Here is a 22,825-nt window from a genome sequence, read left to right as displayed (position 1 = left end):
TCGCTTACCGCCACCGACCGCCACGCACCGGAAGGACCCATGACGCTCGCTGAAATTGCCCGACTGGCCGGGGTCTCCCGCACCACCGCCAGCTATGTCATCAACGGCAAGGCCCAGGAACGCCGCATCAGCCAGGATACCGTCGACCGGGTCATGGCCGTGGTGGGCCGCTACCACTACCGGGTCGACGCCCAGGCCGCCGCCCTGCGTCGCGGCTCCAGCCGGTTGCTTGGCTTGATCGTTCCCGACCTGGAAAATGCCAGCTACGCACGCCTGGCCAAGTTGCTGGAGCACGGCGCCCGACAACGCGGCTATCACCTGCTGATCGCCGGCTCGGATGATGACATGGCAGGCGAGCAGGAGCTGGCCCTGGCGCTGCGGGCCCAGGGCTGCGATGCCCTGATCACCGCCAGTTGCCTGCCGATGGAGGCGCCCTTCTACCGGGACCTGATGGAAAGCGGATTACCGGTGGTGGCGATGGACCGAGGTCTTGACCCGACACATTTCGCCAGCGTGGTCAGCAACGACCGGGAGGCTGCCGAGCGACTCACCCGCTCGGCGCTCGACGCCCCGGTGGACCGGGTCGCCTGGTTCGACGCGGTGCCAGCCCTGTCGATCAGTCGCGAGCGTCGCGCCGGCTTTCAGGATGCCCTGGCCCGGCACGATGTCACAGCCAGCCTGCACAGTGCGGAGCGTTATGATCGTGTCGCCGGCGCGAACCTGATGCGCGAGCTGCTCGATCGACATGGTCTGCCCGATGTCCTCATCACCGCGTCCTACACCTTGCTGGATGGCGTCTTCGATGTCCTGCTGGAGAACGGCCGCCTGCCCGACGGCCTGCGCCTGGCGACCTTCGGCGATAATCGACTGCTGGATTTCCTGCCCCTCGCGGTGGATTCGGCGGTTCAGGATCACGCCCGCATCGCCGCGACCACCCTGGCGTGCGCCGAAGCGGCGGCCAACGGCGACTACCGCCCCGGCCACCAGGTCATCGGACGGACACTCCATCGACGCTCGGCCTCCCCGAGCCATCGCCAGGATGCGCACGCCTGACACCCGATCGCCCCGGCGGGCGTTTCATCGGCTCGGCGGGGCCGAGGCATCGAACGCTTGCAGGGTCTGCGCCAGACATTCCTCCAGGCGCTGCACATCGGCCTGCGCACTGTCCAGCACGCCATCCCGGCCGGCCCGTTCCAGGCGCAGGGCCGTGTCGGCGACCTTCACGGCCCCCAGGCTGGCGGACTCTCCCTTGAGCTGATGGGCCTGGTACCGCACCGCTTCGGCATCGTGACGTGCCACGGCCTCACGCAACCTCGCCAGATGATCGCGGGACTGCTCGCGGTAGCGCTCCACCAGAGCCGCCATGTCATCATCGCCGAGGCTCTCCTTCAGGGCGCCGATGACCTCGTCATCCAGCAACGGTTCCGGCTTCACCGCGGCGGCCCGGACCATCGGCTCATCCGCTCCCCGATGCAGATGACGGCGCAACATCACCTGCAGCGCATCCTGGAACAACGGCTTGACCAGATAGCCGTTCATGCCGGCGGCCAGGCAGCGGGCCTGGTCCCCGCCGGGACCACCGGCGGTCATGGCCACGATCGGGACCTCGGCCATCCAGCCCCCACGCTCACGAAGCCGGCGTGTCACCTCCAGGCCATCCATGTCGGGCATCTGAACGTCCATGAAGATCAGGTCGAAACGCTCCGTCTCGACGCGTTCCAGCGCTTCATGACCGGAACTGGCCAGGCCGACTCGACATCCCAGCTTATCCAGCATGGCGATGGCGACCTGCTGATTGACGGGATTGTCCTCCACCACCAGCAGTCTGGCATCGCCCAGGACATCGTCATCCTCGCGATGCGTGCCGTTGTCCAGGGGAACCGCCTCGTTGGCACCCGCCACCAGCGGTAGCCGAACCCAGCAGCGGCTGCCGACATGCACCTGACTCTCCATGCCGATTCGCCCCCCCAGAGCCTCCACCAGGCGCCTGCAGATGGCCAGTCCCAACCCTGTGCCACCGAAGCGTCGGGCGGTGGACGGATCGCCCTGCTGGAAGGGCTCGAACAATTTCGCCTGGCGCTCCGCTTCGATGCCGCAACCGGTATCGATGACGTCCATTCCCAGTTCGCCATCATCGGTGACGAAGGCCGCCACGCGCACCTCGCCTCGCTCGGTGAACTTGATGGCGTTCGACAACAGGTTCAACAGGATCTGACGCAGACGGCCCGGATCGCTGACGACATGCGTCGGCAGGTCGGGATCGATCCATGCGTCCAGGCGAATCCCCTGCGCTTCGGCATGGGGAGCGAAGAGCGACAGTGCGCCATTCACCAGCTTGGCGAGCGACAGCGACCGGGTCTCCAGGTCCAGACGCCCGGCCTCGATCTTGGAGAAGTCCAGGATGTCGTTGATCAGCTCGAGCAGGCGCTGCGCACTGTCATGAATGGTATCGGCATAGTGCCGAGCACCGTTCGGCAGGCTGTGCTCCGCCAACAGTTCGCTCATCCCGATCACGCCATTGAGCGGCGTACGGATCTCATGGCTGACGGTCGCGAGAAACTCCGACTTGGCCTGGCTGGCCGATTCGGCCCGACGCGCCGTGACTTCCAGCTCGTCGCTGAGGGTTTCCAGAGCACGGCGGGCGGCGGCGTTGTCGCGGGATTCGCGAATCAGGAAGGTCACCACCATCATCGCCGACACGCTCATTGCCAGAATCAACACCAGCAATAGCCCATACAGCCACTTTAGGCGACCCCGTTCGCGAGTCGAGGCTTCGGCCAGATGCCCATTGATGGTCACGATCAAACGCTCGGTGGGTTCGCTCAGTTCGACCAACTGTCGACGCATCCTGGCCTGAGTCTCGGCATCCAGGATGTCGGCCTCGCGCATGATGGTGTCGAGGGTCTCGAGATGCCGTTCGATCTTGCCCGACAAGCGCTCGGCGAGCGGGATCGATTCGATGAGATCGGCGATCTCCCCGCCTCTCAGCAGGGTAAGCCGGCTATAGAGCAGTTCGAAGCGTAGCCGAGCATCCTCGAGCGCCCCTTCGCCGGGTTCGTGCACCGCCAGGAAGTTGCGTAGCTGCACGACATCGCGATCCAGCTTGTAGGCATGCCAGGTGGCATCCTCGCCCACGCGCCAGATCAGGCTATCCTGTCGCCAGGCCACCAACCCCACCACCAGCAAGGCGGCGGCGAACAGCAACAGGGCAGAAATGGCGCCGAGCTTGAGGCGCAGAGGATATTGCTGAAGCACCGACACCTCCCGGCAGGCACAGGGAAACACCACTTGCGATCGGCGGTTCCTCAGTAGACGAAGATTCGATTCACCTGCCACACCGAGCGAAATCGGATGGCTTCGGTCATGAGCTCGGGATGCTCATCGAACGGATACACCACGAACAAGGGACCGAAGTCCCGGATCGGCATCGGCTCGCCATTGCGCCACATGGCCAGGATGACGTCATACTGCCGGAAATCACTGACCGGAATTCTGGCTTCGAAACCATTCAGGGCCCCGACCCTCACTTCATCACCGTCGGCCCCCACGGCCTCCAGCAAGGCCGAGAAGAGAGGGCCCTCGAAACGTCCGGGGCCGGGTTGCCAGGGCGTCGTCGTGACGATGGTGTGCGATGCCAGGCGATCGAGCATGGCACGATCGAAGCGGGCCTCATCACCGACATTGGGATGCGCGATATCACCGCGAATGGTCAGGATCACCTCGCCGCTGGGCGATGGCAGGGGCGCCGCCTGGACGGCGACGCCCATGGCCGCCGCCGCCAGACCGAGGATCACTGCAAGTACAGGCCTGAGGGACATGGGAAGCATCTCGATTACCGATCATGGCGCCAAGCCTACGCGATTCACGTGCCACATGCAGTGACAGTCTTGTCACACCACGCCCCGGCATGCCCGGGGCGTGGATACCCGCCTTCCGACAGGTCAGCGCACGATCATTACCGACACCTTGCTGTGGTGCACCACATGCTCGGCGTTGGGTCCAAGGACATAATCGGTGAACTTGCGCTTGGTGTGCGAGGCCATGACAATCAGATCGGCCTCGACCTTCCCGGATGCCTTGATGATCGCCTCCCAGGGCGAGCCGTCGACGATCACGCTCTGGACCTGGATGTCCTCCGGCACCCGGTCACGGATGAACGCATGCTGTGCATCGCTGACCGCATCGCGCGCCTTGTCGACGAAATCTTCCGGGAAGAACCCGCCGACCAGCGGCATATGGACATCGGGCAGCACCGTCACCACATGCAGGGAGGCCCCGAAGGTTCGGCATAGCGTCAGTGCCGTAGGCAGGGCCTTGGACCAGGAGGCCTCCTCGTTGAGGTCCACCGGCAACAGGATTTTGTTGTACATGGCTTACCTCCTCAGGCCGACACCGGGTCGCCATCACGCTCCCGACGCCGACGCTGCAGCAATACCACCAGGGCGAACACCAGGAAGGCCGGTATCCACATCCACTCCTTCGTCCAGCGCTCCACTGGCGCCTGTACCTCGATGATCTCCTGGTCAAAGTCGAAACCGAGCTCCGAGGCCTGACTACCGAAGGTCACCATGTCGACCACGGCCCGCTCGTCTTCCATGCGCAGCTCGAGCCCGAGGTTGGTCATGCGTTCCTCGCCATTGTCGCCATCCGGCACCGGCAGGGTCATGTAGGTGCTCATCGGATCGCCGTAGGCATCCTGCCCCTCGATCTGCACGCGCAGGGTGCTGTCCTCGTCGACATTGCCCAGGGCCTCGACGAACTGCGTCGGCGGGATCGAGCGATACGGATCATGGATCATGTCCATCCAGAAGCCGGGACGGAACAGCGTGAAGGCCACCAGCAGCAGCAGGATCGACTCATACCAGCGATTGCGGGTAATCATGAAGCCCTGAGTCGCCGCCGCGAAGATCAGCATCGCCACTGTCGCCACCACGAAGATCAACACGCCCTGCAATGGCGAGACGTCGATCAGCAGCAGATCGGTGTTGAAAATGAACAGGAAAGGCAGTGCCGCGGTACGCAGGCTGTAGTAGAAGGCCTGGAAGCCGGTACGGATCGGGTCGCCCCCCGAGACCGCCGCTGCGGCGAACGACGCCAGTCCCACTGGTGGCGTAACGTCGGCCATGATGCCGAAGTAGAAGACGAACAGGTGCACCGCGATCAGCGGCACCAGCAGGCCATTCTGCTCACCGAGTGTCACGATCACCGGCGCCAGCAGGGCCGATACCACGATGTAGTTGGCCGTGGTGGGAAGCCCCATGCCGAGGATCAGGCTGAGCACCGCAGTGAACAGCAGGATCAGCATCAGGTTGCCCATCGACAGGATTTCGACCACATCGGCCAGTACCAGGCCCACCCCGGTCTGGGAGACGGCCCCGACGATGATCCCGGCGGTCGCCGTGGCGATACCGATACCGATCATGTTGCGGGCACCGGTCACCAGGCCGTCCCACAGGTCAAGAAAGCCTTCGCGAACATCGGCACCGAAGTTGCTGCGATGCCGGAACATGGCCGTGATGGGGCGCTGGGTCAGCATGATGAAGATCATCAAGACCGTCGCCCAGAAGGCCGACAGTCCGGGCGACAGCCGCTCCACCATCAGGCACCAGATCAGCAGGATCACCGGCAGGATGTATTGCAGGCCGACCAGCACCGTGGGCCGGGTCTGCGGCAGCGTATAGATCGGCTCATTGGGATCATCGAGCTCGAGTTCGGGATAGCCGGAGGCCAGCTTGAGCAAGGCCACATAGATTCCCGTCAGCGCCAGGGCCACGACCCAGGGGGTGGCACCACCGAGTAACGGCTTGAGCCATCCCAGCCCGTAATAGACCGCCAGGGCGGTGATCATCATCAGCAACAGGCCGCCGAGGAAACCGATCACCTTGCGCACCAGCGGCTTGGACGGATTGCTGCTCTCCAGCCCCTGCATGTTCGCCTTGAGGGCCTCGAGATGCACGATGTAGATCAGTGCGATATAAGAAATCAGCGCCGGCAGGAAGGCGTGCTTGATGACCTCGACATAGGAAATGCCCACGTACTCGACCATCAGGAACGCCGCCGCCCCCATCACCGGGGGCATGATCTGGCCATTGACCGACGAAGACACCTCGACGGCGCCGGCCTTCTCCGAGGAAAAGCCGACCCGCTTCATCATCGGGATGGTAAAGGTGCCGGTCGTCACGGTATTGGCGATCGACGACCCGGAAATCAACCCGGTCATGCCGGAAGCCACCACGGCAGCCTTGGCCGGGCCGCCCTTGTAGTGGCCCAGCAACGAAAAGGCGACCTTGATGAAATAGTTGCCGGCCCCCGCCTTGTCCAGCAAGGCGCCGAACAGCACGAACAGGAACACGAAACTCGTCGACACCCCCAGGGCGATACCGAATACCCCCTGACCGGTCAACCACTGGTGGTTGATCAGGCCATAGAGGCTCACGCCGCGGTGCGCCAGGATGCCCGGCATCCACGGTCCTGCCAGCGAATAGATGATGAAGATGCTGGCGATGATCGTCAGTGGCGGTCCCAGGGCGCGTCGCGTGGCCTCGAGCAGCAACAGCAGCCCCATCACCCCGATGATCACATCCTGCAGGATCGGCGCCCCGGGGCGTTGGGACAGTTGATCGTAGAAAATGAACGTATAGGCAGCAGCAGCGGCCCCCAGGATGGCCAGCACCCAGTCCATCAACGGGATACGATCCCGCGGTGAGCCCTTCAATGCCGGATAGGCCATGTACGCCAGGAGCAAGGCGAAGGCCAGGTGAATGGAACGCGCCTCGGTGGCGTTGAAGACCCCGAATCCCAGCACAAATGGCAGCGGGGACGCGATCCACAATTGAAAGAGCGACCATGCCGCCGCGATGCTGACCAGCAGCTTGCCCGGCATTCCCGCCGGCTTGCGGGCGCCCGAATCGCTCGAGGAGACCATGTCCTCGAGATCGACGTCGGCGTCCGGCCCCCTCTTTTTATCCTCAGTCATAAGCGTGCCCTGCTCTGAGTCGATTGACACTCACCGTGCGCCGCCGGCGACCGACCGGCACCGCAAACGTAAAGCGCGGCCCCTCGGCAAGGGACCGCGCATCCTTCAATGAGATGCATGTGATCTCATTCGATTCCGATCACTCGATCCAGCCTTGCTCGCGATAATAGCGTGCGGCCCCCTCGTGCAGCGGCGCCGACAGGCCTTCGGAGACCATGTTCTCGGGCTGCAGGTTGGCGAAGGCCGGATGCAGTTGCTTGAAGCGATCGAAGTTGTCGAACACCGCCTTGACGGTCTGGTAGACGACATCGGGATCGGTTTCAGCGGAAGACACGAAGGTCGCCGCCACACCGAAGGTCTCGACATCATCCGGATTGCCCTTGTACACCCCACCCGGAATGGTCGACATGGAGTAGTAGGGATACTCGTCGACCAGCCCCTGGATGGTCTCGTCATTGAGCGGAATCAGCTTGGAATCGACGGTGGTGGTGGCTTCCTGAATGGCCCCATTGGGATGGCCCACCACATAGGCCATGACGTCGATGTTGTTGTCGGCGAGCGCGGAGGCCATTTCGGCGGCATCCAGCTCGGAGGCCAGGGAGAAGGTATCCTCGGTCCAGCCCTTGGCGTCCATCACCACTTCCATGGTGTTGCGCTGTCCGGAACCTGGATTGCCGATGTTGACGCGCTTGCCTTCCAGGTCGTCGAGGGTCTCGACGTCGGCGTCGGCTCGGGCCAGCAGCGTCAGTGGCTCGCCATGCACGCGGAAGACCGCGCGCAGGTCTTCATAGGCTTCGCCCTCGAAGTTACCGGTGCCATTGTAAGCCTGGTACTGGACGTCGGACTGGGCGACCCCCATGTTCAGCTCACCGCTGCGAATGCCGTTGATATTGGCCACCGAGCCGCCCGTGGAGGGGGCATTACACTTGATGTTGACGTCTTCCAGACGGTTGACCAGACGACACACCGACTGACCGACCACATAATAGACGCCGGTCTGACCACCGGTGCCGATGGTGATGAACTGCTCTTCTTCCTGCGCCATGGCCGGCGACGCGAACATCGCGGCCCCGAGCAGAGCGCCGGAGAAAGTGGCGGCGGAGAAAACATGGCGTTTCATGGACACACCTCATTGTGACGTTATGGTCGAAGCGTTCGATCGACGAGTCCGTGTCGTCGATCGTCGGCGGTTTGACCGCCCCTTCCTACTTTAGCGAAAAACGCAGCAACATGATTCGGCATCTTGCCTGCCGTGACAGTCTAGTCGGGCACAACGTTTAGCGTTCGTTAATTTTCATGTCTGACCGGCGTCAACGCAACGTGTCATTCCCTCATCGCGGTTGCCGACACGCCACCGGGGAGATCAGACTGTCAAAGGATAGTTCCAAGCGAGGAGAACAACATGCCGACTCCCGCATCCATCATCGAGTGTCGTCAGGGCGATATCGCACGTCAGGATGACATGGAGGCCGTGGTCAATGCCGCCAATGCCGCCTTGCGCAGTGGTGGTGGCGTGGCGGGCGCCCTGCATCGCGCCGCCGGCCCGGCACTCGCCGAAGCCTGCCGCCCCCTGGCACCGATCCAGCCCGGCCAGGCAGTGCTCACCGACGCCTTCGAACTCCCCAACCGGTACGTCATCCACTGCCTGGGGCCGGTCTACGGCGTCGACGAGCCCTCCGACACCCTGCTGGCCGACGCCTACCGCAACGCCCTGCACCTGGCCCAGCGGCACGGCATCGCACGCCTGGCCTTTCCCGCACTGTCCACCGGCGCCTTCGGCTATCCTGCCTCCGAGGCGGCGCGCATTGCCCTGTCCACGGTATTGGCCACCCTGCCCGGCTGCCCGGCCGTGCACCGGGTTCGCTTCGTGCTGTTCGATGACGCCAGCCGTTCGCTGCATCAACAGTGGCTCGATGCCCTCACCTAGCGACGACGAGCCAGGCCCCGAAAAGCCGCCACGAGCCTCGGGCGGCGAGTCACGAACCCCGAGCACGGCAGCCCCAGGCTTGCCTCTCATCGCTCATCGCTCGTCGCTCGTCGCTCGTCGCTCGTCGCTCGTCGCTCGTCGCTCGTCGCCTAGACGTTATAACCGAGCACCCCGGGCAACCAGAGGGCAATGCCCGGGAACATCGCCACCAGCGCCAGAGCGGTCGCCATGGCGACCACGAAGACCATCGCCCAGCCAAGGGTCTGTTCCAGGCGCACCCGGGCCACCTCGGTGGTCACCATCAGGTTGACCGCCACGGGCGGCGTGAACTGCCCGATGGCGATATTCATCGCCAGCAGGATGCCGAACCACACCGGATTCCAGTCGAAATGCTGCATGACCGGTATCAGGATCGGCATCAGGATCAGGTAGATCGAGATGGCATCCAGCAGCATGCCGGCCACCAGCACCGCCAGCATGATCAGCACCAGCAACAGGGTGCCGCTGTCGGACAGGGCGATCACCCACTCCGCCAGGTGACGGAAGGTCCCCAGCATGGTGCCGGCCCAGGCGAAGATGCCGGCCAGCGCGATGATCAGCATCACCACCCCGGAGATCACCGCCGCTTCGCCGAACAGCTCCCAGAGGTCGCGCCAACCGAGCTCACGGGTCAGCCATAGGCCTACCACCACGCCATAAGCCACCGCTACCACCGCCGCCTCGGTGGGCGTGAACAGGCCACTTCGCAGCCCGCCGAGGATCAGTACTGGGGCGAACAGCGCCGGGATCGCCTGGCGGAAGCTCTCGCCGAGCGGCGGGCGCTCTACCTCGCCGGGGGCCTCCCAGCCGAAGCGGCGGGACAGCCACCAGGCCGGTACCAGCAGCGCCGCGCCGGCCAGCATACCCGGGAACAACCCGGCGGCGAACAGCGCCCGCAGGTCCACCCCTGGCACCACGATGGAATACAGGATCAGCGCCACCGAGGGCGGAATCAGGATCGCCGTGGAGGCCGACGCCGCGATCAGCGTCGCCGAGAAGGGCTTCGGATAGCCCGCCCTGGTCATGCTGGGCAGCATCACCATCGCCACGGCCGCCGCGTCGGCGGGGCCGGAGCCGCTCATGCCGCCCATGATCATGCAGACCAGTACCGCCACCAGTGCCAGCCCGCCGTGACGAGGTCCGATCAATGCCTGTGTGAAGCGCACCAGACGCGCTGCCACCCCGGCGCGCTCGAAGATCAAGCCGGTGAGAATGAACAGGGGGATGGCGATCAAGGGGTACTTGGCGACACTGTTGTAGGTATTGGTCCCCAGGGTCGCCAGCATGTCGGGGGACAAGCCGGCGACGATGCCGACCGCACCGGACAGGCCCAGCGAGAAGGCCACCGGCACACCAGCGATCAACAGACCGGCAAAGGCCAGCAGCATCCAGAGATCAGGGCTCATCGTCGAGCCCTCCGCGCAAGCGATCGCGGGTCTGCTGACACTGGCGCCAGAACATCAATGCAGCGAGCAACGGCAACCAGACCAGATACCACCACTGGGGCAGCCCGAGACCCGGCGAGAGCGTCTCCCACTGATACTCCTGCCAGGCCAGTTTGCCGCCGTACCAGGCCATCAGCCCCAGCACGACGAGGCCGCAAAGTCCCTGAAAGAGGATCAGGATACGGCGTGCTGCTGGCGGCAAGGCGCGCTCCAGCAGACCGATGCGAATATGGCGATGGCGACGCAGGGCTACCGAGGCGCCGGCAAAGGTCAGCAACACCAGCAGAAAGACCGAGAACTCCTCGGTAAAGGCGAAGGAGGCATCGGTGACATACCGCACCACCACGTTAGCCAGGCTGATCAGACCGATGATCAGGATGGCCAGGGTTGCGAGCACGCGCTCGATTCTTGCATCGGGACGTTTCATGACAGGGATTTCTTGACGGGTGAGCAATGGCGCCCGGCACGATGACCGGGTGCATTCAGCGCGTCATTCAGGGCGCATCGATGTCGCGGCGGGCGGCCTCCACGATATCTTCGCCGATGCGCGGCACCCACTTGTCATGAACGTTCTCGGTGGCCTCGACAAATGCCTGGTGCTGTTCATCGTCCAGCTCGGTGACGGTCACGCCACGCTCGCGGATCGCCTCGAGACGCGCGGCTTCTTCCTCGCGAGTCTTGGCGATTTCCCAGGCGCCGGCCTCGACGGCCGTCTCGCGCAGCATCTGCCGTTGTGACTCGGAGAGCGAGCCCCACACCTGATGATTGGCGGCGAACACCAGAGGATCATTCATGTAGTTCCACAAGGTCAGATGCGTCTGACCTACCTGGTCGATACGCGCGACATCGAACACCGACAAGGGATTTTCCTGGCCATCCACGGCGCCGGTGGTCAGCGCCGGCTTGGCATCGGCCCAGCTCATCTGGGTCGGATTGGCGCCCAGGGCAGTGAAGGTGTCCTGGAACAGCGGCGACCCCACCACACGGATCTTGAGCCCCTCGAGGTCGGCCGGTTCGTCGATGGCACCACTGGAATTGGAAAGCTGGCGGAAGCCGTTCTCGCCCCAGGCCAGCGGCACCACCCCCTTGTCCTCGATGGCGGAGAAGATCATCTCCCCGGCCTCGCCGCCGGTCACCGCATCGACGGCTTCTGCATCGGGCAGCAGGAAGGGCAATGAGAACAGGTTGAGCGCCTGTACCTGCGGGGACCAGTTGATGGTCGACCCGACCGCCAGGTCGATCAACCCGGAGCGCATGGCCGAGAACTCCTGGGTCTGGTCACCGCTGACCAGTTGGGCATTGGGATAGACGCGCAGCGTCAGTTCGCCGTCAGAGCGCTCTTCCACCAGGTCGGCCCATTTCTGCGCGGCCTGCCCCCACGGGAAGGCATCGGACAACACGGTGGAAACGGAAAGCTCCCGGGCCTGGGCGGTCAACGCCGACGTCAGGAGGGCGACGCCGGCCAGGGTGGCGGCGAATCTTGCGAGGTGGCGGGTCGTTGGCATGACGTGTCCTTGGTATCCGCATTGCGGTTATTGGTTGTCGGGAAGCATACCGGCACCTCGGACGACACCCTGAGCCATCGCCGTTATCCCTGGTGTATCAGCGACTTGCAACACCTTTCGGTTATCGCCTCTGTTTCCATGCCGCGAGGGCACCGGGCCTGCCCCGTCTCCCCTGATGCCAGGGGGTGGTGATTCACAACGTTTAAATATGCATGCAAGACACGGTCTTCCACAAGGGCTGGCACCCGCCGAAGCGGGCTTGCGTTGTGTGAACGCTTATGTACACAAAAAACATTGATGAGAGACCCAATAGAATTTATAACTGTATACAAGCACTGTCAGACAAAGTAATCATTCGCTTGTCTACAAGCGATGAAAACAATAACAAGCTTCGCCAGCGTCCCTCCGCTTCCCGCCGTGGCATATCTCGCCACCGGCAGTGCCGGGACTCGCCCAACGGCAGGGCGCTCGAGGCATCGGCCCGCTCCAACGACAACAGCCAACAATGGAGAACCATGATGCTCAACAAGACCAGACTCGCCCTGGCCACCGCCGCCGCCTCACTGTGCCTCGCCCAGAGCGCCCATGCCGCCCTGTTCAGCACCACCAAGGTGGAAGCACTGTACGGCTGGGATTACGAGAGCCAGGCCGGGGCCGGTTTCCCCATCGACAACGAGGAACACGCCATCCTGACCCTGGCCAACGCCACGGGCTGGGCCTATGGCGACAGCTTCTTCTTCGCCGATGTCACCAACCTGGATCACGGCAGCGGGGGCGAGAACGACTTTGGCAGCGTGCACGCCGAATGGAACCTGCGCGGCAATATCGGCGAACTCAGCGGTCTCGACCTGTCCGCCGGGCCAATCAGTGATCTCTACGTCACCGGACAACTGGACATCGACCGCAACGCTTCGGTGCGCAAGACCACCCACATGGCTGGCCTGTCCGCCGACCTGGAGATTCCCGGCTTCCAGTTCTTCAAGCTCTATGCGATGTATCGCAATGACGAGAGCAGTGGGGCCCGCGGCAGTTCGGAGCAATACACGGCAGCATGGAACCTGCCCTTCACCCTGGGCAATGCGGACTTCACCTTCGAAGGCTTCGTCGACTACATCACCGAGGAAGGCGACCTGGAAGCCCAGTTGTTGACCCAGCCGCAACTGGTCTGGCATGCCACCGAGCATTTCGGCATCGGCATGGAATACCAGCACTGGGAAAACAAGTTCGGCCTGGAGGACACCGACGAATCATTCCCGCAGGTCATGGTCCGCTGGACCTTCTAGTGTCCTGTATCAGAAGTTGACTGTAGAACGCCGGCGGCCCCCTGGGCCGCCATTAGGCCTCGCCGAGGCGGTTCCCCTACCTCACGCACGGCACCGGGTCTGATATGCTGACGGCTTCCTTCTCGCCATCGACCAAGGGAAGCGCTGAACAAATCGACGAACGGAGCGAAGCACAAGGCGCACGGAGCACAGGAACCGGAGCCTATGGGGTATAGGTGAGGATTCCGAGCACCGCGCACAAATTCGCCGGGAGCGAATTTGAACCGCCTTTAGGCGGGCCCGCAGGGTAGCCGCCAGGGATGGCGGCTATAGCGAAGTGATTTGCCCACGCAGGCATTTGTGCAGTGTTTCCCCAAGGAAGTCTCGTGCCACTACGCGACCTGCTCATCGGACTGGGTGTCATCGTCATCTGGGCGCTGAACATCATCGTCATCAAGGTCGGCGTGACCGACATGCCGCCCCTGATGCTGACCACGCTGCGCTTTACACTGGTGGCCCTGCTGCTCGTGCCCTTCCACCCGGTCGCCCGTCACCAGTTGCCCTTCCTGGCCCTACTGTCGCTGACCTTCGGCACGCTGCACTTCGCCCTGCTGTTCATCGGACTCGGCCAGGCCGAAGCGGGAACCGGCGCCCTGCTGGTGCAGATGGGAACGCCCTTCGCCACCCTGCTGGCGGTGATCGTGCTCAAGGAACGCCTGGGAGGGCGACGCCTGGCCGGCCTGATTCTGTCCTTCGCCGGCGTGATCGTGCTGGCCGGTGGCCCGACATTGCCCGCCCCGCTGCCTACTGCCCTGCTACTCGCCAGCGCCCTCGGCTGGGCCGTCTCGCAGCTGTTGATCAAGCGTGGCCCCAATGTGTCCCCCCTGGCCCTGGCCGGTTGGGTGGCACTGTTCGCCATTCCCCAGGTCGCGCTGGGTTCCTGGTGGTTCGAGCGGGATCAACTGGCGGCACTCGGCGCGGCCGGCTGGACCGGCTGGGGCGCCGTCTTCTATACGGCGGTCATGTCCTCAATCATCGCCTATGGCGCCTGGTATGGCCTGCTGCGACGCCATCCGGTCAATCGCGTGGTGCCCTTGACCCTGTTGGTCCCGGTACTGGCAGTGGGGCTTGGCGTGCTGATGCTCGGCGACTCGCTGGGCCCCCACAAGTTGATCGGTGGTGGCCTGGTGGTCGCCGGAATCGGTTTGATCGTGCTGCGTTTCAAGGGCAAGAACAGACAAGACGGCGCCGACCGTCCGGCCTCGTGACTGGCCCGGCACAAGGCCGGACCAGAGGCGACGATCACGCTTCGAAGGGCGCGGTAACCCCGCGTCCTTCGCGTACCACCCGGGGGGGAAGCTCGCGCAGATCGATGACGCTGGTCGGTTCCAGGTGGCAGGCACCGCCATCGATGACCAGATCCAGATGCGCACCGAAGCGATCACGGATTTCCTCGGCATCGGTCATCGGCAATTCCTCGTCCACCGGGATCAGCGTCACGCTCATCAAGGGCTCGCCCAGTTCGGCAAGCAGCGCCCGGGGAATCGGGTGATCCGGTACCCGCACGCCGATGGAACGTCGCTTGGGATGCAGCAATAGCCGGGGCACTTCGCTGGTGGCCTGGAGGATGAAGGTATAGGCGCCGGGTGTATGTGCCTTGAGCAGTCGGAAGACGGCGTTGTTCACCTTGGCATAGGTGCCGATCTCGGACAGGTCGGAACACACCAGGGTGAAGTTGTGCTTGTCATCGAGGGACCGCAACCACTTGATGCGCTCGATGGCCTTCTTGTCGCCGAGATGGCAGCCCAGGGCATAGCCGGAATCGGTGGGATAGGCGACCACGCCACCATCGCGGATGAGACGGACCGCCTGATCGATGAGTCGCTTCTGGGGATTTTCCGGGTGAATCTGGAAGAACTGGCTCATGGGCGCTCCCTGTTCATTGATATTGTCGAGGACGTTCGCCGGCTTCAGGCTGCCGGCACGGAGCGACCGAATGCGGCCGCAAGACATGGATGGGTCCAGACCGGCGCCACGGAGGTACGCGGTACCGGCGTCATGCTGCCCGGCGCCAGATGACCGCCGGGGAAATGGAAGTCGCTGCCGAGCGAGGCCAGCAGGCCCCGCTCGTCCAGTTGGCGCGCCAGGTCGCGCGTGACATCGGCATTCTGGAAGCCACTGACCAGTTCAGCGGCCTGCCCCCCGGCGGCGTGAAAGTCATCGAGCAATTGCCCACGCTTGCGGCGGGTCAGCCCGTAGCGCAATGGATGCGCCAGCGCCGCCACGCCACCGGCGTCGAGCACCCAGCCCACCACCGTGGAAAGCACAGGCCAATGGGCCTTGATATCGCCCGCCTTGCCGTTACCCAGATGGCGTCGAAAGGCCGTGGCCATGTCGGGGACCAGTTCCGCCGCCACCAGGGCCTTCGCGAAGTCCGGACGTCCCAGGGGACGATCAGAACCGGCCTGGTCCCGGGCCCGGTCGAGAGCGTTATCGAGGCCAATCCGCTCCATGCGGGCAGCAATCTGCAACGCGCGGCGCTCGCGCGCCTCGGCCTGGTGTTCAAGCCCCGACGCCAACTCGCCCCCGACGCCCGACGGCAGCAACCCCACCACATGGATGTTGAGACCACGCCATTGGCAGGACAACTCGGTACCGGGCAACACCATCACCCCGTGATGTCTGCCGGCGGCACTCGCCCGCTCGACGCCGGCGATGGTGTCGTGGTCGGTCAATGCCATATGCGTCAGACCACGCGCCGCACAGGCGTCGACAAGCGCCTCGGGGGACAAGGCGCCGTCGGACGCGGTGGAGTGCATGTGAAGGTCGATGGAGAGCGCCTCGCCCTCGAAACGCTCGGGAAGTGCATTCATTGGCATGACGCCGGCAGGTGTCTTTGTCAGAATAACGTCTATGGTGCTCGCACGGCCCATGGGGGTCAAATGCCGAGCCCTCTCGTTCACGCGGTGCAAGCCGCTTTACCGAGGACTATCCGTGATGCTCTACGCCATCATCAGTGAAGATGTGAACAACAGCCTGGAGCGGCGCCTGGCCGCGCGTCCCGACCACCTGGCCCGCCTCGAGGCGCTGCGCGACGAGGGGCGCCTGGTACTGGCCGGCCCGCATCCCGCCATCGACAGTGAATCGCCGGGCGACGCGGGCTTCAGCGGCAGCCTGGTGGTCGCCGAGTTCGATGACCTGGAAAGCGCCCAGGCCTGGGCCGACGCCGATCCCTTCGTCATTGCCGGCGTCTACGCCAGGGTGACCGTGAAGCCCTTCAAGCGGGTCCTGCCATAGGGGACAAGGTATCCACAGCGGTTTCCCCACAACTTTCCCCACAACTTCTGTGGATAACATTGTTGAAACGCCGCGGACGCATCTCCAGGGCCCGGTCGCCATGCCGTCATGCTGACATCGATCAAACGTTAACCAACAGACGCGGAGTCACGTCTTGCCACCCGCCAACGATCCACTGCCGCCACTCGCCGGCCTGACCCGGGCCCACCTCGACTGGCGGTCCGACGACGGCGGGGAAGATGCACCGCATTCAAGCGACTTCGACGATGTCTATTTCTCGCGCCATGACGGACGCGCCGAGACCGAGCATGTCTTCCTCGAGGCCAACCGCCTGCCCGAACGCTTCCGGGCCTGGTCGGAGGATCGCCCCTTCGTCATCGGCGAGACCGGTTTCGGCACCGGCCTGAACATGCTCTGCGCCTGGGCCTGCTTCGATGCCCACGCGCCCGCTTCCGCCAGGCTGCACCTGATCTCCACCGAACTTTACCCGCTGGACCGCCGGGACCTGGCCCGTGCCCTCGACGCCTGGCCGGACCTCGCCGACCGAGCGGCGATGCTGCTGGCACAGTGGCCCGAGCCGGTGAGCGGCGTGCATCGACTGTGGCTCGATGCGCGCGTGACCCTGGATCTGCACTTCGGCGATACGACCGAGCGCCTGCGATGGCTCGACGGCCGTGTCGATGCCTGGTTCCTGGATGGCTTTGCGCCGGCCCGCAATCCCGACATGTGGCAGCCGACGCTGTTCGCCGCCATGGCCGCGCGTTCGCGCCCCGGCGCCACCTTCGCCACCTTCACCTGCGCCGGCGTGGTCAAGCGCGGCCTCGCGGCCGCCGGCTTCTCCTGGCGCAAGGTGCCCGGCTTCGGGCGCAAGCGCGAGATGCTCGCCGGCGAGATCACCGCACCTCCCGAGGACGAACGCCGCCGCGCCACGCCCTGGTTCACGCCTCCCGCCCCGCGCCCGAGACGACGGATAGCGGTCATCGGCGGTGGTATCGCCGGCGCCAGCGTGGCCGCCGCCCTGGCGCGACGCGGTGTCGCGGTGACCCTGATCGACCGCGAAGGGCCCTGTGCCGGCGCCTCCGGCAATCGACAGGGCGTGCTCTACGTCAAGCTCGCCGCCGAGACCAACGACCAGAGCCGCTGCTATCTGGCCGGCCTGCTGCACAGCCGACGCTGGCTCGACGCACTGGATCCCGATGGCACCCTGTGGCACCCCGGCGGCGTATTGCAGCTTGCCACCGGTCCGCGCGAGGCGCGACGCCAGGAACGCTTCCTCGACAACCATCCATTGCCCGAGAGCGTGGTTCGCGGCATCTCGTCGGCACAGGCCAGTCGACTCGCCGGCATTCCGATCGAAAGCGACGGGCTCGAATACCCGCTCGCCGGCTGGGTCAGGCCGGATGCCCTGTGCCGCCGTCTCGCCGCCACGCCCGGTGTGACGCTCCGATGCGGAGAAGTCCACGACATCATCGCCACGTCCGAGGGATGGCGACTGTCGATGACCGGCGCCGAAGGGGAAAACGAGCTCGATGCGGACCAGGTGGTGATCGCCACGGCAAGCCTGGCCAACCGCTTCGCCCAGACCGCCGACTTGCCGCTCCAACCGGTGCGCGGACAGGTCTCCAGCCTCACGCTGCCCGAGGGCGCCCCCGCACCGACGCGGGTGATCTGCGCGGGCGGCTATGTGGCACCGCCTCAGAGTGATCGACTGACCTTCGGCGCCACCTTCCGGCCCAACGAGACGGATGACCGGGTCAGCGACGCCGACCACCGGGCCAACCTCGACGAGCTGACCCGCACCCTGCCCGACTATGCTGCGAGCCTGGAAGCATCGGGGGCATCGCTCGACGTCACGGCATTCGACGGACGCGCCTCGGTGCGCGCGGCAAGCCCGGACAAGACCCCCTACACCGGCCCCGTCCCCGACGCCGACGCCTGGCGCGACGCCTACGCGGTATTGGCCAAGGACGCCACCCGGGTTCCCGACACCGTGGGCCGTCATCATGCGGGGCTGTGGATCAGCGCCGCCCACGGCTCACGGGGGCTCGCCAGCGCCCCCTTGTGCGCGGAGGTCATCGCCTCGCGGATCTGCGACGAGCCGATGCCCCTGGAAGCTCCCCTGGTCGATCACCTGCACCCGGGTCGGCGGCTGATCCGCGACTTGATACGCGGTGTCTGAAGCGTTTTCGGTCCCGACGAGCACGCGTGGCTCGTGGCTCGTGGCTCGTGGCTCGTGGCTCGTGGCTCGTGGCTCGTGGCTCAGCCTATCCCTCTTCCTCGTCATCGGCCAGGTCGCGACCGAAGGCACGCCACTGCGCCAGCGTCATGACCTCGGTGGTCTCGGTCTCGAGATCATGGGCAATCAGCAGCTCGCTATTTTCCAGTTGGCGCTTGAGCTGAGCCGTCCAGCCGGTCATGCCCTGCTCGGTATCACTGGTGTCATACCCCTGGCGGGTCACGAAGGCCTCCAGCAGGCCGTCCAGGGTTTCCCCGGGCAGCATTCGGTACGGCACCTCGATAAAGCGATCGCCGCTCATGCTTCGTCCTCCTGCGTATCTTGCTCCGATTGGCCGTTTTCCCAGTTCGCCAGGCGCTCGACAAAGGTTGCCTCGTCGATCACCTCGACGCCGAGCTGCTCGGCCCTGGTCAGCTTGCTGCCGGCAGCTTCGCCGGCCACCAGGCAGGCGGTCTTCTTCGATACGCTGCCGGAGACCTTGGCGCCCAGCGCCTGGAGCCGCGCCTTGCCCTGATCACGGGTCATGGCCTCCATGGTGCCGGTGAGCACCCAGGTCTGGCCTTCCAGCGGCGTCGGGCCGGCCTCGACCTCGGTTTCCTCCCAGTGCAGTCCGGCGTCGATCAGTGCCTGGATCGTCTCGCGGTTATGGGGCTGCTGGAAGAAGGTATGCACATGGGCGGCGACAATGGGGCCGACGTCGTCCACCTGCTCCAGGGCCTCCCGCTCGGCCGCCATCAGCACCTCCAGGGTGCCGAAATGACGCGCCAGGTTGGCGGCGGTGGCCTCGCCCACTTCCCGGATCCCCAGAGCGAAGATGAAACGCGGCAGCGTCGTCGCCTTGGCCTTCTCCAGGGCCGCGACCAGGTTCTCCGAGGATTTCTGCCCCATGCGCGGCAGTTCGGCGAGACGCTCGGCCTCCAGGGCGAAGAGGTCCGCCGGGGTCTTCACCCAGTCGCGCTCGACGAGGCCGTCGATCAGCTTCTCGCCCAGCCCCTCGATGTCCAGCGCCCGGCGCGAGGCAAAGTGCTTGAGCGCCTCCTTGCGCTGGGCGGCACAGTAGAGCCCGCCGGAACAGCGCGCCACGGCCTCGTCCTCGAGACGCTCGATCTGGGAGTCGCAGACCGGGCAGCGCTCGGGGAAGACGATCTCCCGGGCGTCGGCGGGCCGCTCCTCCTCCTGGACCCGCACCACCTGGGGAATGACATCGCCGGCCCGGCGGATGGCCACGGTATCGCCGATAATGACCCCGAGTCGGGCGATCTCGTCGGCATTGTGCAGGGTGGCGTTGGAGACCGTGACGCCGGCCACCGAAACCGGCTCGAGTCTCGCCACAGGCGTGATGGCCCCGGTGCGGCCGACCTGGAACTCCACGTCGTTGAGGCGCGTCACCTGCTCCTGGGCGGGAAACTTGAAGGCGATGGCCCAGCGCGGCGCCCGCGCCACGAAACCCAGCTCGCGCTGCAGGCGCAGGTCGTCGACCTTGATCACCGCGCCGTCGATGTCGTAGCCAAGCCCGTCGCGCTTCTCGCCGAGCCGCCGGCAGTAGTCGATGATGCCCGCGGCGCCGGTCACCACCTCGAGCTCGGCATTAACCCGGAACCCCCACTCGCGGAGCAACGCCATTTGTTCGCTATGCGTCGGGGTATCGATATTGGCGAGACTCGCCATGTCTTGGCGAACCAGTTGGTAGGCGGTGAATTCCAGCGGTCGGGTGGCGGTGATGCGTGGATCGAGCTGGCGCAGGCTGCCGGCGGCGGCATTGCGAGGATTGGCGAAGACCTTGGTGTCCTCGGCGCGCGCCCTGTCGTTCATCGCCTCGAAGTCGGCGTGGCGCATGGTCACCTCGCCGCGCACCTCCAGCCGATCGGGCCATTCACGGCCGCGCAACTTGAGGGGAATGGACTTCAGGGTCCTGAGGTTGGAGGTAATGCCCTCGCCAGTGCGCCCGTCGCCCCGAGTCACGCCGGTGGTCAGCTCGCCATGCTCATAGACCAGCGACACCGCCGCACCATCAAGCTTGGGTTCGCAACAGAAGGCCAGACTCTCGGGGGCGACCTCGAGGCGGTCGGCCACACGCTTGACGAAGGCGGCCAGTTCCTCCTCGTCGAAGGCGTTGTTCAACGACAGCATGGGCTCTGCGTGCTGGATCTCGGGAAACCCATCGGCGGGGGCGGCCCCCACCCGCTGAGTGGGCGAGTCGGGCGTCTCCAGCTCGGGATGCTCGGCCTCGATCTCCTGCAGACGCCGCAGCCGACGGTCATAGTCGGCGTCGGTCATGCGCGGCTCGTCGAGCACGTAGTAGCGGTAGTTGGCGTCCTCGAGTTCGGCGCGCAGGCGCGACGCCTCATCACGGGTTTCCTGATCGGGCTGGGTCATGTCATCCGTGTCTCGATCTATTGAGAAGGCCTCGAAGCTCGAAGCTCGAAGCTCGAAGCTCGAAGCTCGAAGCTCGAAGCTCGAAGCCAGCATGGTCGCCTAGTTTACCAAAGCAGCAACCCCCGTGGGGTGGCCTCACGGGGGTTGCTCTTCTCTTCCAGCTTACGGCTTATCGCTTCCGGCTTCAGTTCACCTGATAACGATGCAGTCGGTTGCGGCGCTCGAACTCCTGCACGCGCTGGCGGGCAAACTCCACAGTCTGCGCGGTCATCACGCTCATGTGCTCGTCCTTCAGCTCGCCCCCCAGGTGGCGGACGATGACCATGGCCGTCTCGACCATCGCCTCGAAGGCCGCGGACGTATCGCTGGCGCTCGGCAGGGGCATCAACAGGGTGACACCCGGCGTCTGGAAATCATCCATGGAGTGGATGGGGAAGGTCCCGGGCTTGACCACGTTGACCATGGAGAACTGCAGCGGGCTTTCGGCGTCTTCGGTCTCGAAGCGATGGAAGATCCCCATGTCGCGACCGTAACGCAATCCACAGGCCAGCATCAGATCCAGCAGTGCCGTCCCCGAGAAGCCCTGTTCCTCGCGTGACATCACGCTGATCACAATGACTTCCTCGGCATGGCTCAAGGCCTGGCGGGCATGGCCGGCGCTCACATCGTGGCGCATGGCCTTTTCCAGTACCGGATGCGCCTTGACCACATCATCCTCGAGCGGCATTTCCGTCACCCCGGCCGCGGCGTGGGTGTCCTCGTCGCGCTGGCGAGAAGCGGCGGCATCATCGAACAAGGGATCCTCATCGCGCTCGGCGACCTCGGCCTCGAAACGATGGCGTTCCGCCTCGCGAGCGGCCCTGACCTCGGCTTCCTCGCGCTCGTGGCGAGCCTTCTCCTCACGCTCGGCCTGCTCGCGCTGCCTGCGTTCTGCTCGCTCCTGTTCCTTGCGCGCCCGCTCCTGGCGTTTGTGATCGCGACGCTCGGCGAGGGTCTTCTGCAGAGAGGAACCGAAACGCTGCATGGACGACCCCATGCGTCTGGAGCCACTCTTCAACGAATCTCCCATGCCTTCGAGATCGACCAGGCGATACCGCTCATCGTCATCATGATACGCCTCGTGATCATCGGGATCAGCCGCCAGAGGCTCGGACGCGGGTTCGGCAGGACGACGCTCGCGCTCCGGCGACTGATCGGCCAGCGGGCCGTCATCGATTGCCAGCCCGGGCTCACGTCGCTCTCCGTCTTCTTCGTGGCGCGACTCGCGCATCGCCGCCACCTCGGAAGGAGATGTCGCGACGTCATCGTCGCCGGGGTCGATATTCGTCCGCGCCCCGGGGGCTTGATGACCAGGCTCGGCACGCCTGGCAGCCGAAGACGCCGACACGTCTCCGACTTCAGGATCCACATCGTCATCCCGACGCTGACGGCGAAATTCGGACAGCACCCTGGAGGGACCGGGGTGGTCCTGTCGTTGCAATTTTGGCTTGGGCTGCACGTCCGCCTGCTCCGCCGGCCTGACGACACGTGCCCCTCCGTTGGGCAGTTCCCATCTGAGCTCGGCCTCGCGCGCCGCCACTTCGGGGTCTTCATCGGAATCCGCCGTCACTCCGTCCGCCGGCTCGTAACCGGCCCGGTCGAGACGCGGCACCTGACGTTGGCGCTGGAGGCGACGCACCCCATCGATCACGATGAGGGTCACCAATGCCAGCCCAAGAATGATCAGCCACTCTCTAAGTTCCATGGGTCGTCATGCCTTTTG

At 65.0% G+C, this 22,825-nt stretch carries 19 protein-coding genes; 6 read left to right on the top strand and 13 right to left on the bottom strand.

Annotation, left to right across the window (positions count from 1 at the left end):
* Positions 1-39: 39 nt before the first annotated feature.
* Positions 40-1,053, top strand: coding sequence for a catabolite repressor/activator (gene cra, locus LU493_RS02970; RefSeq protein WP_275286300.1), 1,014 nt, complete (start codon positions 40-42; stop codon positions 1,051-1,053).
* A 24-nt stretch (positions 1,054-1,077) separates the two neighbouring features.
* On the opposite strand, the gene LU493_RS02965 is transcribed toward cra, so the two are convergent.
* From LU493_RS02965 to LU493_RS02945, 5 genes are all read right to left on the bottom strand, one after another.
* Complete coding sequence (locus LU493_RS02965; RefSeq protein WP_275286299.1) at positions 1,078-3,255, bottom strand: ATP-binding protein; 2,178 nt, start codon at positions 3,253-3,255, stop codon at positions 1,078-1,080.
* Positions 3,256-3,305: 50 nt separating this feature from the next.
* On the bottom strand, positions 3,306-3,818 hold the full coding sequence (locus LU493_RS02960) for a molybdopterin-dependent oxidoreductase (RefSeq protein ID WP_275286298.1): 513 nt from the start codon (positions 3,816-3,818) through the stop codon (positions 3,306-3,308).
* Between the two features lie 123 nt (positions 3,819-3,941).
* Positions 3,942-4,370 carry a universal stress protein gene (locus tag LU493_RS02955; protein ID WP_275286297.1) on the bottom strand — a complete coding sequence of 143 codons (429 nt, stop codon included), beginning with the start codon at positions 4,368-4,370 and terminating at the stop codon, positions 3,942-3,944.
* An 11-nt stretch (positions 4,371-4,381) separates the two neighbouring features.
* The gene (locus tag LU493_RS02950; protein WP_275286296.1) at positions 4,382-6,976 is read right to left on the bottom strand and encodes a TRAP transporter permease; all 2,595 of its coding nucleotides are present in this window, start codon (positions 6,974-6,976) and stop codon (positions 4,382-4,384) included.
* 139 nt (positions 6,977-7,115) lie between these two features.
* Positions 7,116-8,096 carry a TAXI family TRAP transporter solute-binding subunit gene (locus tag LU493_RS02945; protein WP_275286295.1) on the bottom strand — a complete coding sequence of 327 codons (981 nt, stop codon included), beginning with the start codon at positions 8,094-8,096 and terminating at the stop codon, positions 7,116-7,118.
* 282 nt (positions 8,097-8,378) lie between these two features.
* On the opposite strand from LU493_RS02945, the gene LU493_RS02940 reads away from it, so the two are divergent.
* The gene (locus LU493_RS02940; protein WP_275286294.1) at positions 8,379-8,903 is read left to right on the top strand and encodes a macro domain-containing protein; all 525 of its coding nucleotides are present in this window, start codon (positions 8,379-8,381) and stop codon (positions 8,901-8,903) included.
* A 149-nt stretch (positions 8,904-9,052) separates the two neighbouring features.
* Here the strand turns inward: LU493_RS02940 and LU493_RS02935 are convergent, their stop codons facing one another.
* The 3 genes from LU493_RS02935 to LU493_RS02925 form a co-directional block, all read right to left on the bottom strand.
* Positions 9,053-10,348 (bottom strand): TRAP transporter large permease, encoded by a 1,296-nt coding sequence (locus LU493_RS02935; protein WP_275286293.1) that lies wholly within the window; start codon positions 10,346-10,348, stop codon positions 9,053-9,055.
* Complete coding sequence (locus tag LU493_RS02930; RefSeq protein WP_275286292.1) at positions 10,338-10,814, bottom strand: TRAP transporter small permease; 477 nt, start codon at positions 10,812-10,814, stop codon at positions 10,338-10,340. The genes LU493_RS02935 and LU493_RS02930 overlap by 11 nt, the downstream gene beginning before the upstream one ends.
* Positions 10,815-10,881: 67 nt before the next feature.
* Positions 10,882-11,892: a DctP family TRAP transporter solute-binding subunit gene (locus LU493_RS02925; RefSeq protein ID WP_275286291.1), complete on the bottom strand. Its 1,011-nt coding sequence runs from the start codon at positions 11,890-11,892 to the stop codon at positions 10,882-10,884.
* A 515-nt stretch (positions 11,893-12,407) separates the two neighbouring features.
* Here LU493_RS02925 and LU493_RS02920 point away from each other — a divergent pair.
* Together LU493_RS02920 and LU493_RS02915 are read left to right on the top strand one after the other, a co-directional pair.
* On the top strand, positions 12,408-13,175 hold the full coding sequence (locus LU493_RS02920; RefSeq protein WP_275286290.1) for an outer membrane protein OmpK: 768 nt from the start codon (positions 12,408-12,410) through the stop codon (positions 13,173-13,175).
* 365 nt (positions 13,176-13,540) lie between these two features.
* Positions 13,541-14,422 carry a DMT family transporter gene (locus LU493_RS02915; protein ID WP_275286289.1) on the top strand — a complete coding sequence of 294 codons (882 nt, stop codon included), beginning with the start codon at positions 13,541-13,543 and terminating at the stop codon, positions 14,420-14,422.
* A gap of 34 nt (positions 14,423-14,456) precedes the next feature.
* On the opposite strand, the gene LU493_RS02910 is transcribed toward LU493_RS02915, so the two are convergent.
* Together LU493_RS02910 and LU493_RS02905 are read right to left on the bottom strand one after the other, a co-directional pair.
* On the bottom strand, positions 14,457-15,080 hold the full coding sequence (locus LU493_RS02910) for an L-threonylcarbamoyladenylate synthase (protein WP_275286288.1): 624 nt from the start codon (positions 15,078-15,080) through the stop codon (positions 14,457-14,459).
* A gap of 44 nt (positions 15,081-15,124) precedes the next feature.
* Entirely contained in the window at positions 15,125-16,033 is a 909-nt protein-coding gene (locus LU493_RS02905) for a PHP domain-containing protein (protein WP_275286287.1), read from the bottom strand.
* A gap of 118 nt (positions 16,034-16,151) precedes the next feature.
* On the opposite strand from LU493_RS02905, the gene LU493_RS02900 reads away from it, so the two are divergent.
* Complete coding sequence (locus tag LU493_RS02900; protein ID WP_275286472.1) at positions 16,152-16,451, top strand: YciI family protein; 300 nt, start codon at positions 16,152-16,154, stop codon at positions 16,449-16,451.
* A 154-nt stretch (positions 16,452-16,605) separates the two neighbouring features.
* Positions 16,606-18,630 (top strand): bifunctional tRNA (5-methylaminomethyl-2-thiouridine)(34)-methyltransferase MnmD/FAD-dependent 5-carboxymethylaminomethyl-2-thiouridine(34) oxidoreductase MnmC, encoded by a 2,025-nt coding sequence (gene mnmC, locus LU493_RS02895; RefSeq protein ID WP_275286286.1) that lies wholly within the window; start codon positions 16,606-16,608, stop codon positions 18,628-18,630.
* A gap of 85 nt (positions 18,631-18,715) precedes the next feature.
* Here the strand turns inward: mnmC and LU493_RS02890 are convergent, their stop codons facing one another.
* The 3 genes from LU493_RS02890 to zipA form a co-directional block, all read right to left on the bottom strand.
* Positions 18,716-18,988 carry a YheU family protein gene (locus LU493_RS02890; protein ID WP_275286285.1) on the bottom strand — a complete coding sequence of 91 codons (273 nt, stop codon included), beginning with the start codon at positions 18,986-18,988 and terminating at the stop codon, positions 18,716-18,718.
* Complete coding sequence (ligA, locus tag LU493_RS02885; protein ID WP_275286284.1) at positions 18,985-21,063, bottom strand: NAD-dependent DNA ligase LigA; 2,079 nt, start codon at positions 21,061-21,063, stop codon at positions 18,985-18,987. Before ligA ends, LU493_RS02890 begins: the two co-directional genes overlap by 4 nt.
* Positions 21,064-21,247: 184 nt before the next feature.
* The gene (gene zipA / locus LU493_RS02880) at positions 21,248-22,807 is read right to left on the bottom strand and encodes a cell division protein ZipA (RefSeq protein WP_275286283.1); all 1,560 of its coding nucleotides are present in this window, start codon (positions 22,805-22,807) and stop codon (positions 21,248-21,250) included.
* Positions 22,808-22,825 lie beyond the last annotated feature (18 nt).

Origin of the sequence: Halomonas elongata, from assembly GCF_029081005.1 — a bacterium.
GTDB classification, from domain to species: Bacteria; Pseudomonadota; Gammaproteobacteria; order Pseudomonadales; family Halomonadaceae; genus Halomonas; species Halomonas elongata_B.
Note: the sequence above shows the minus strand (reverse complement) of the source record. Positions and strands in the feature narration are given on the sequence as shown.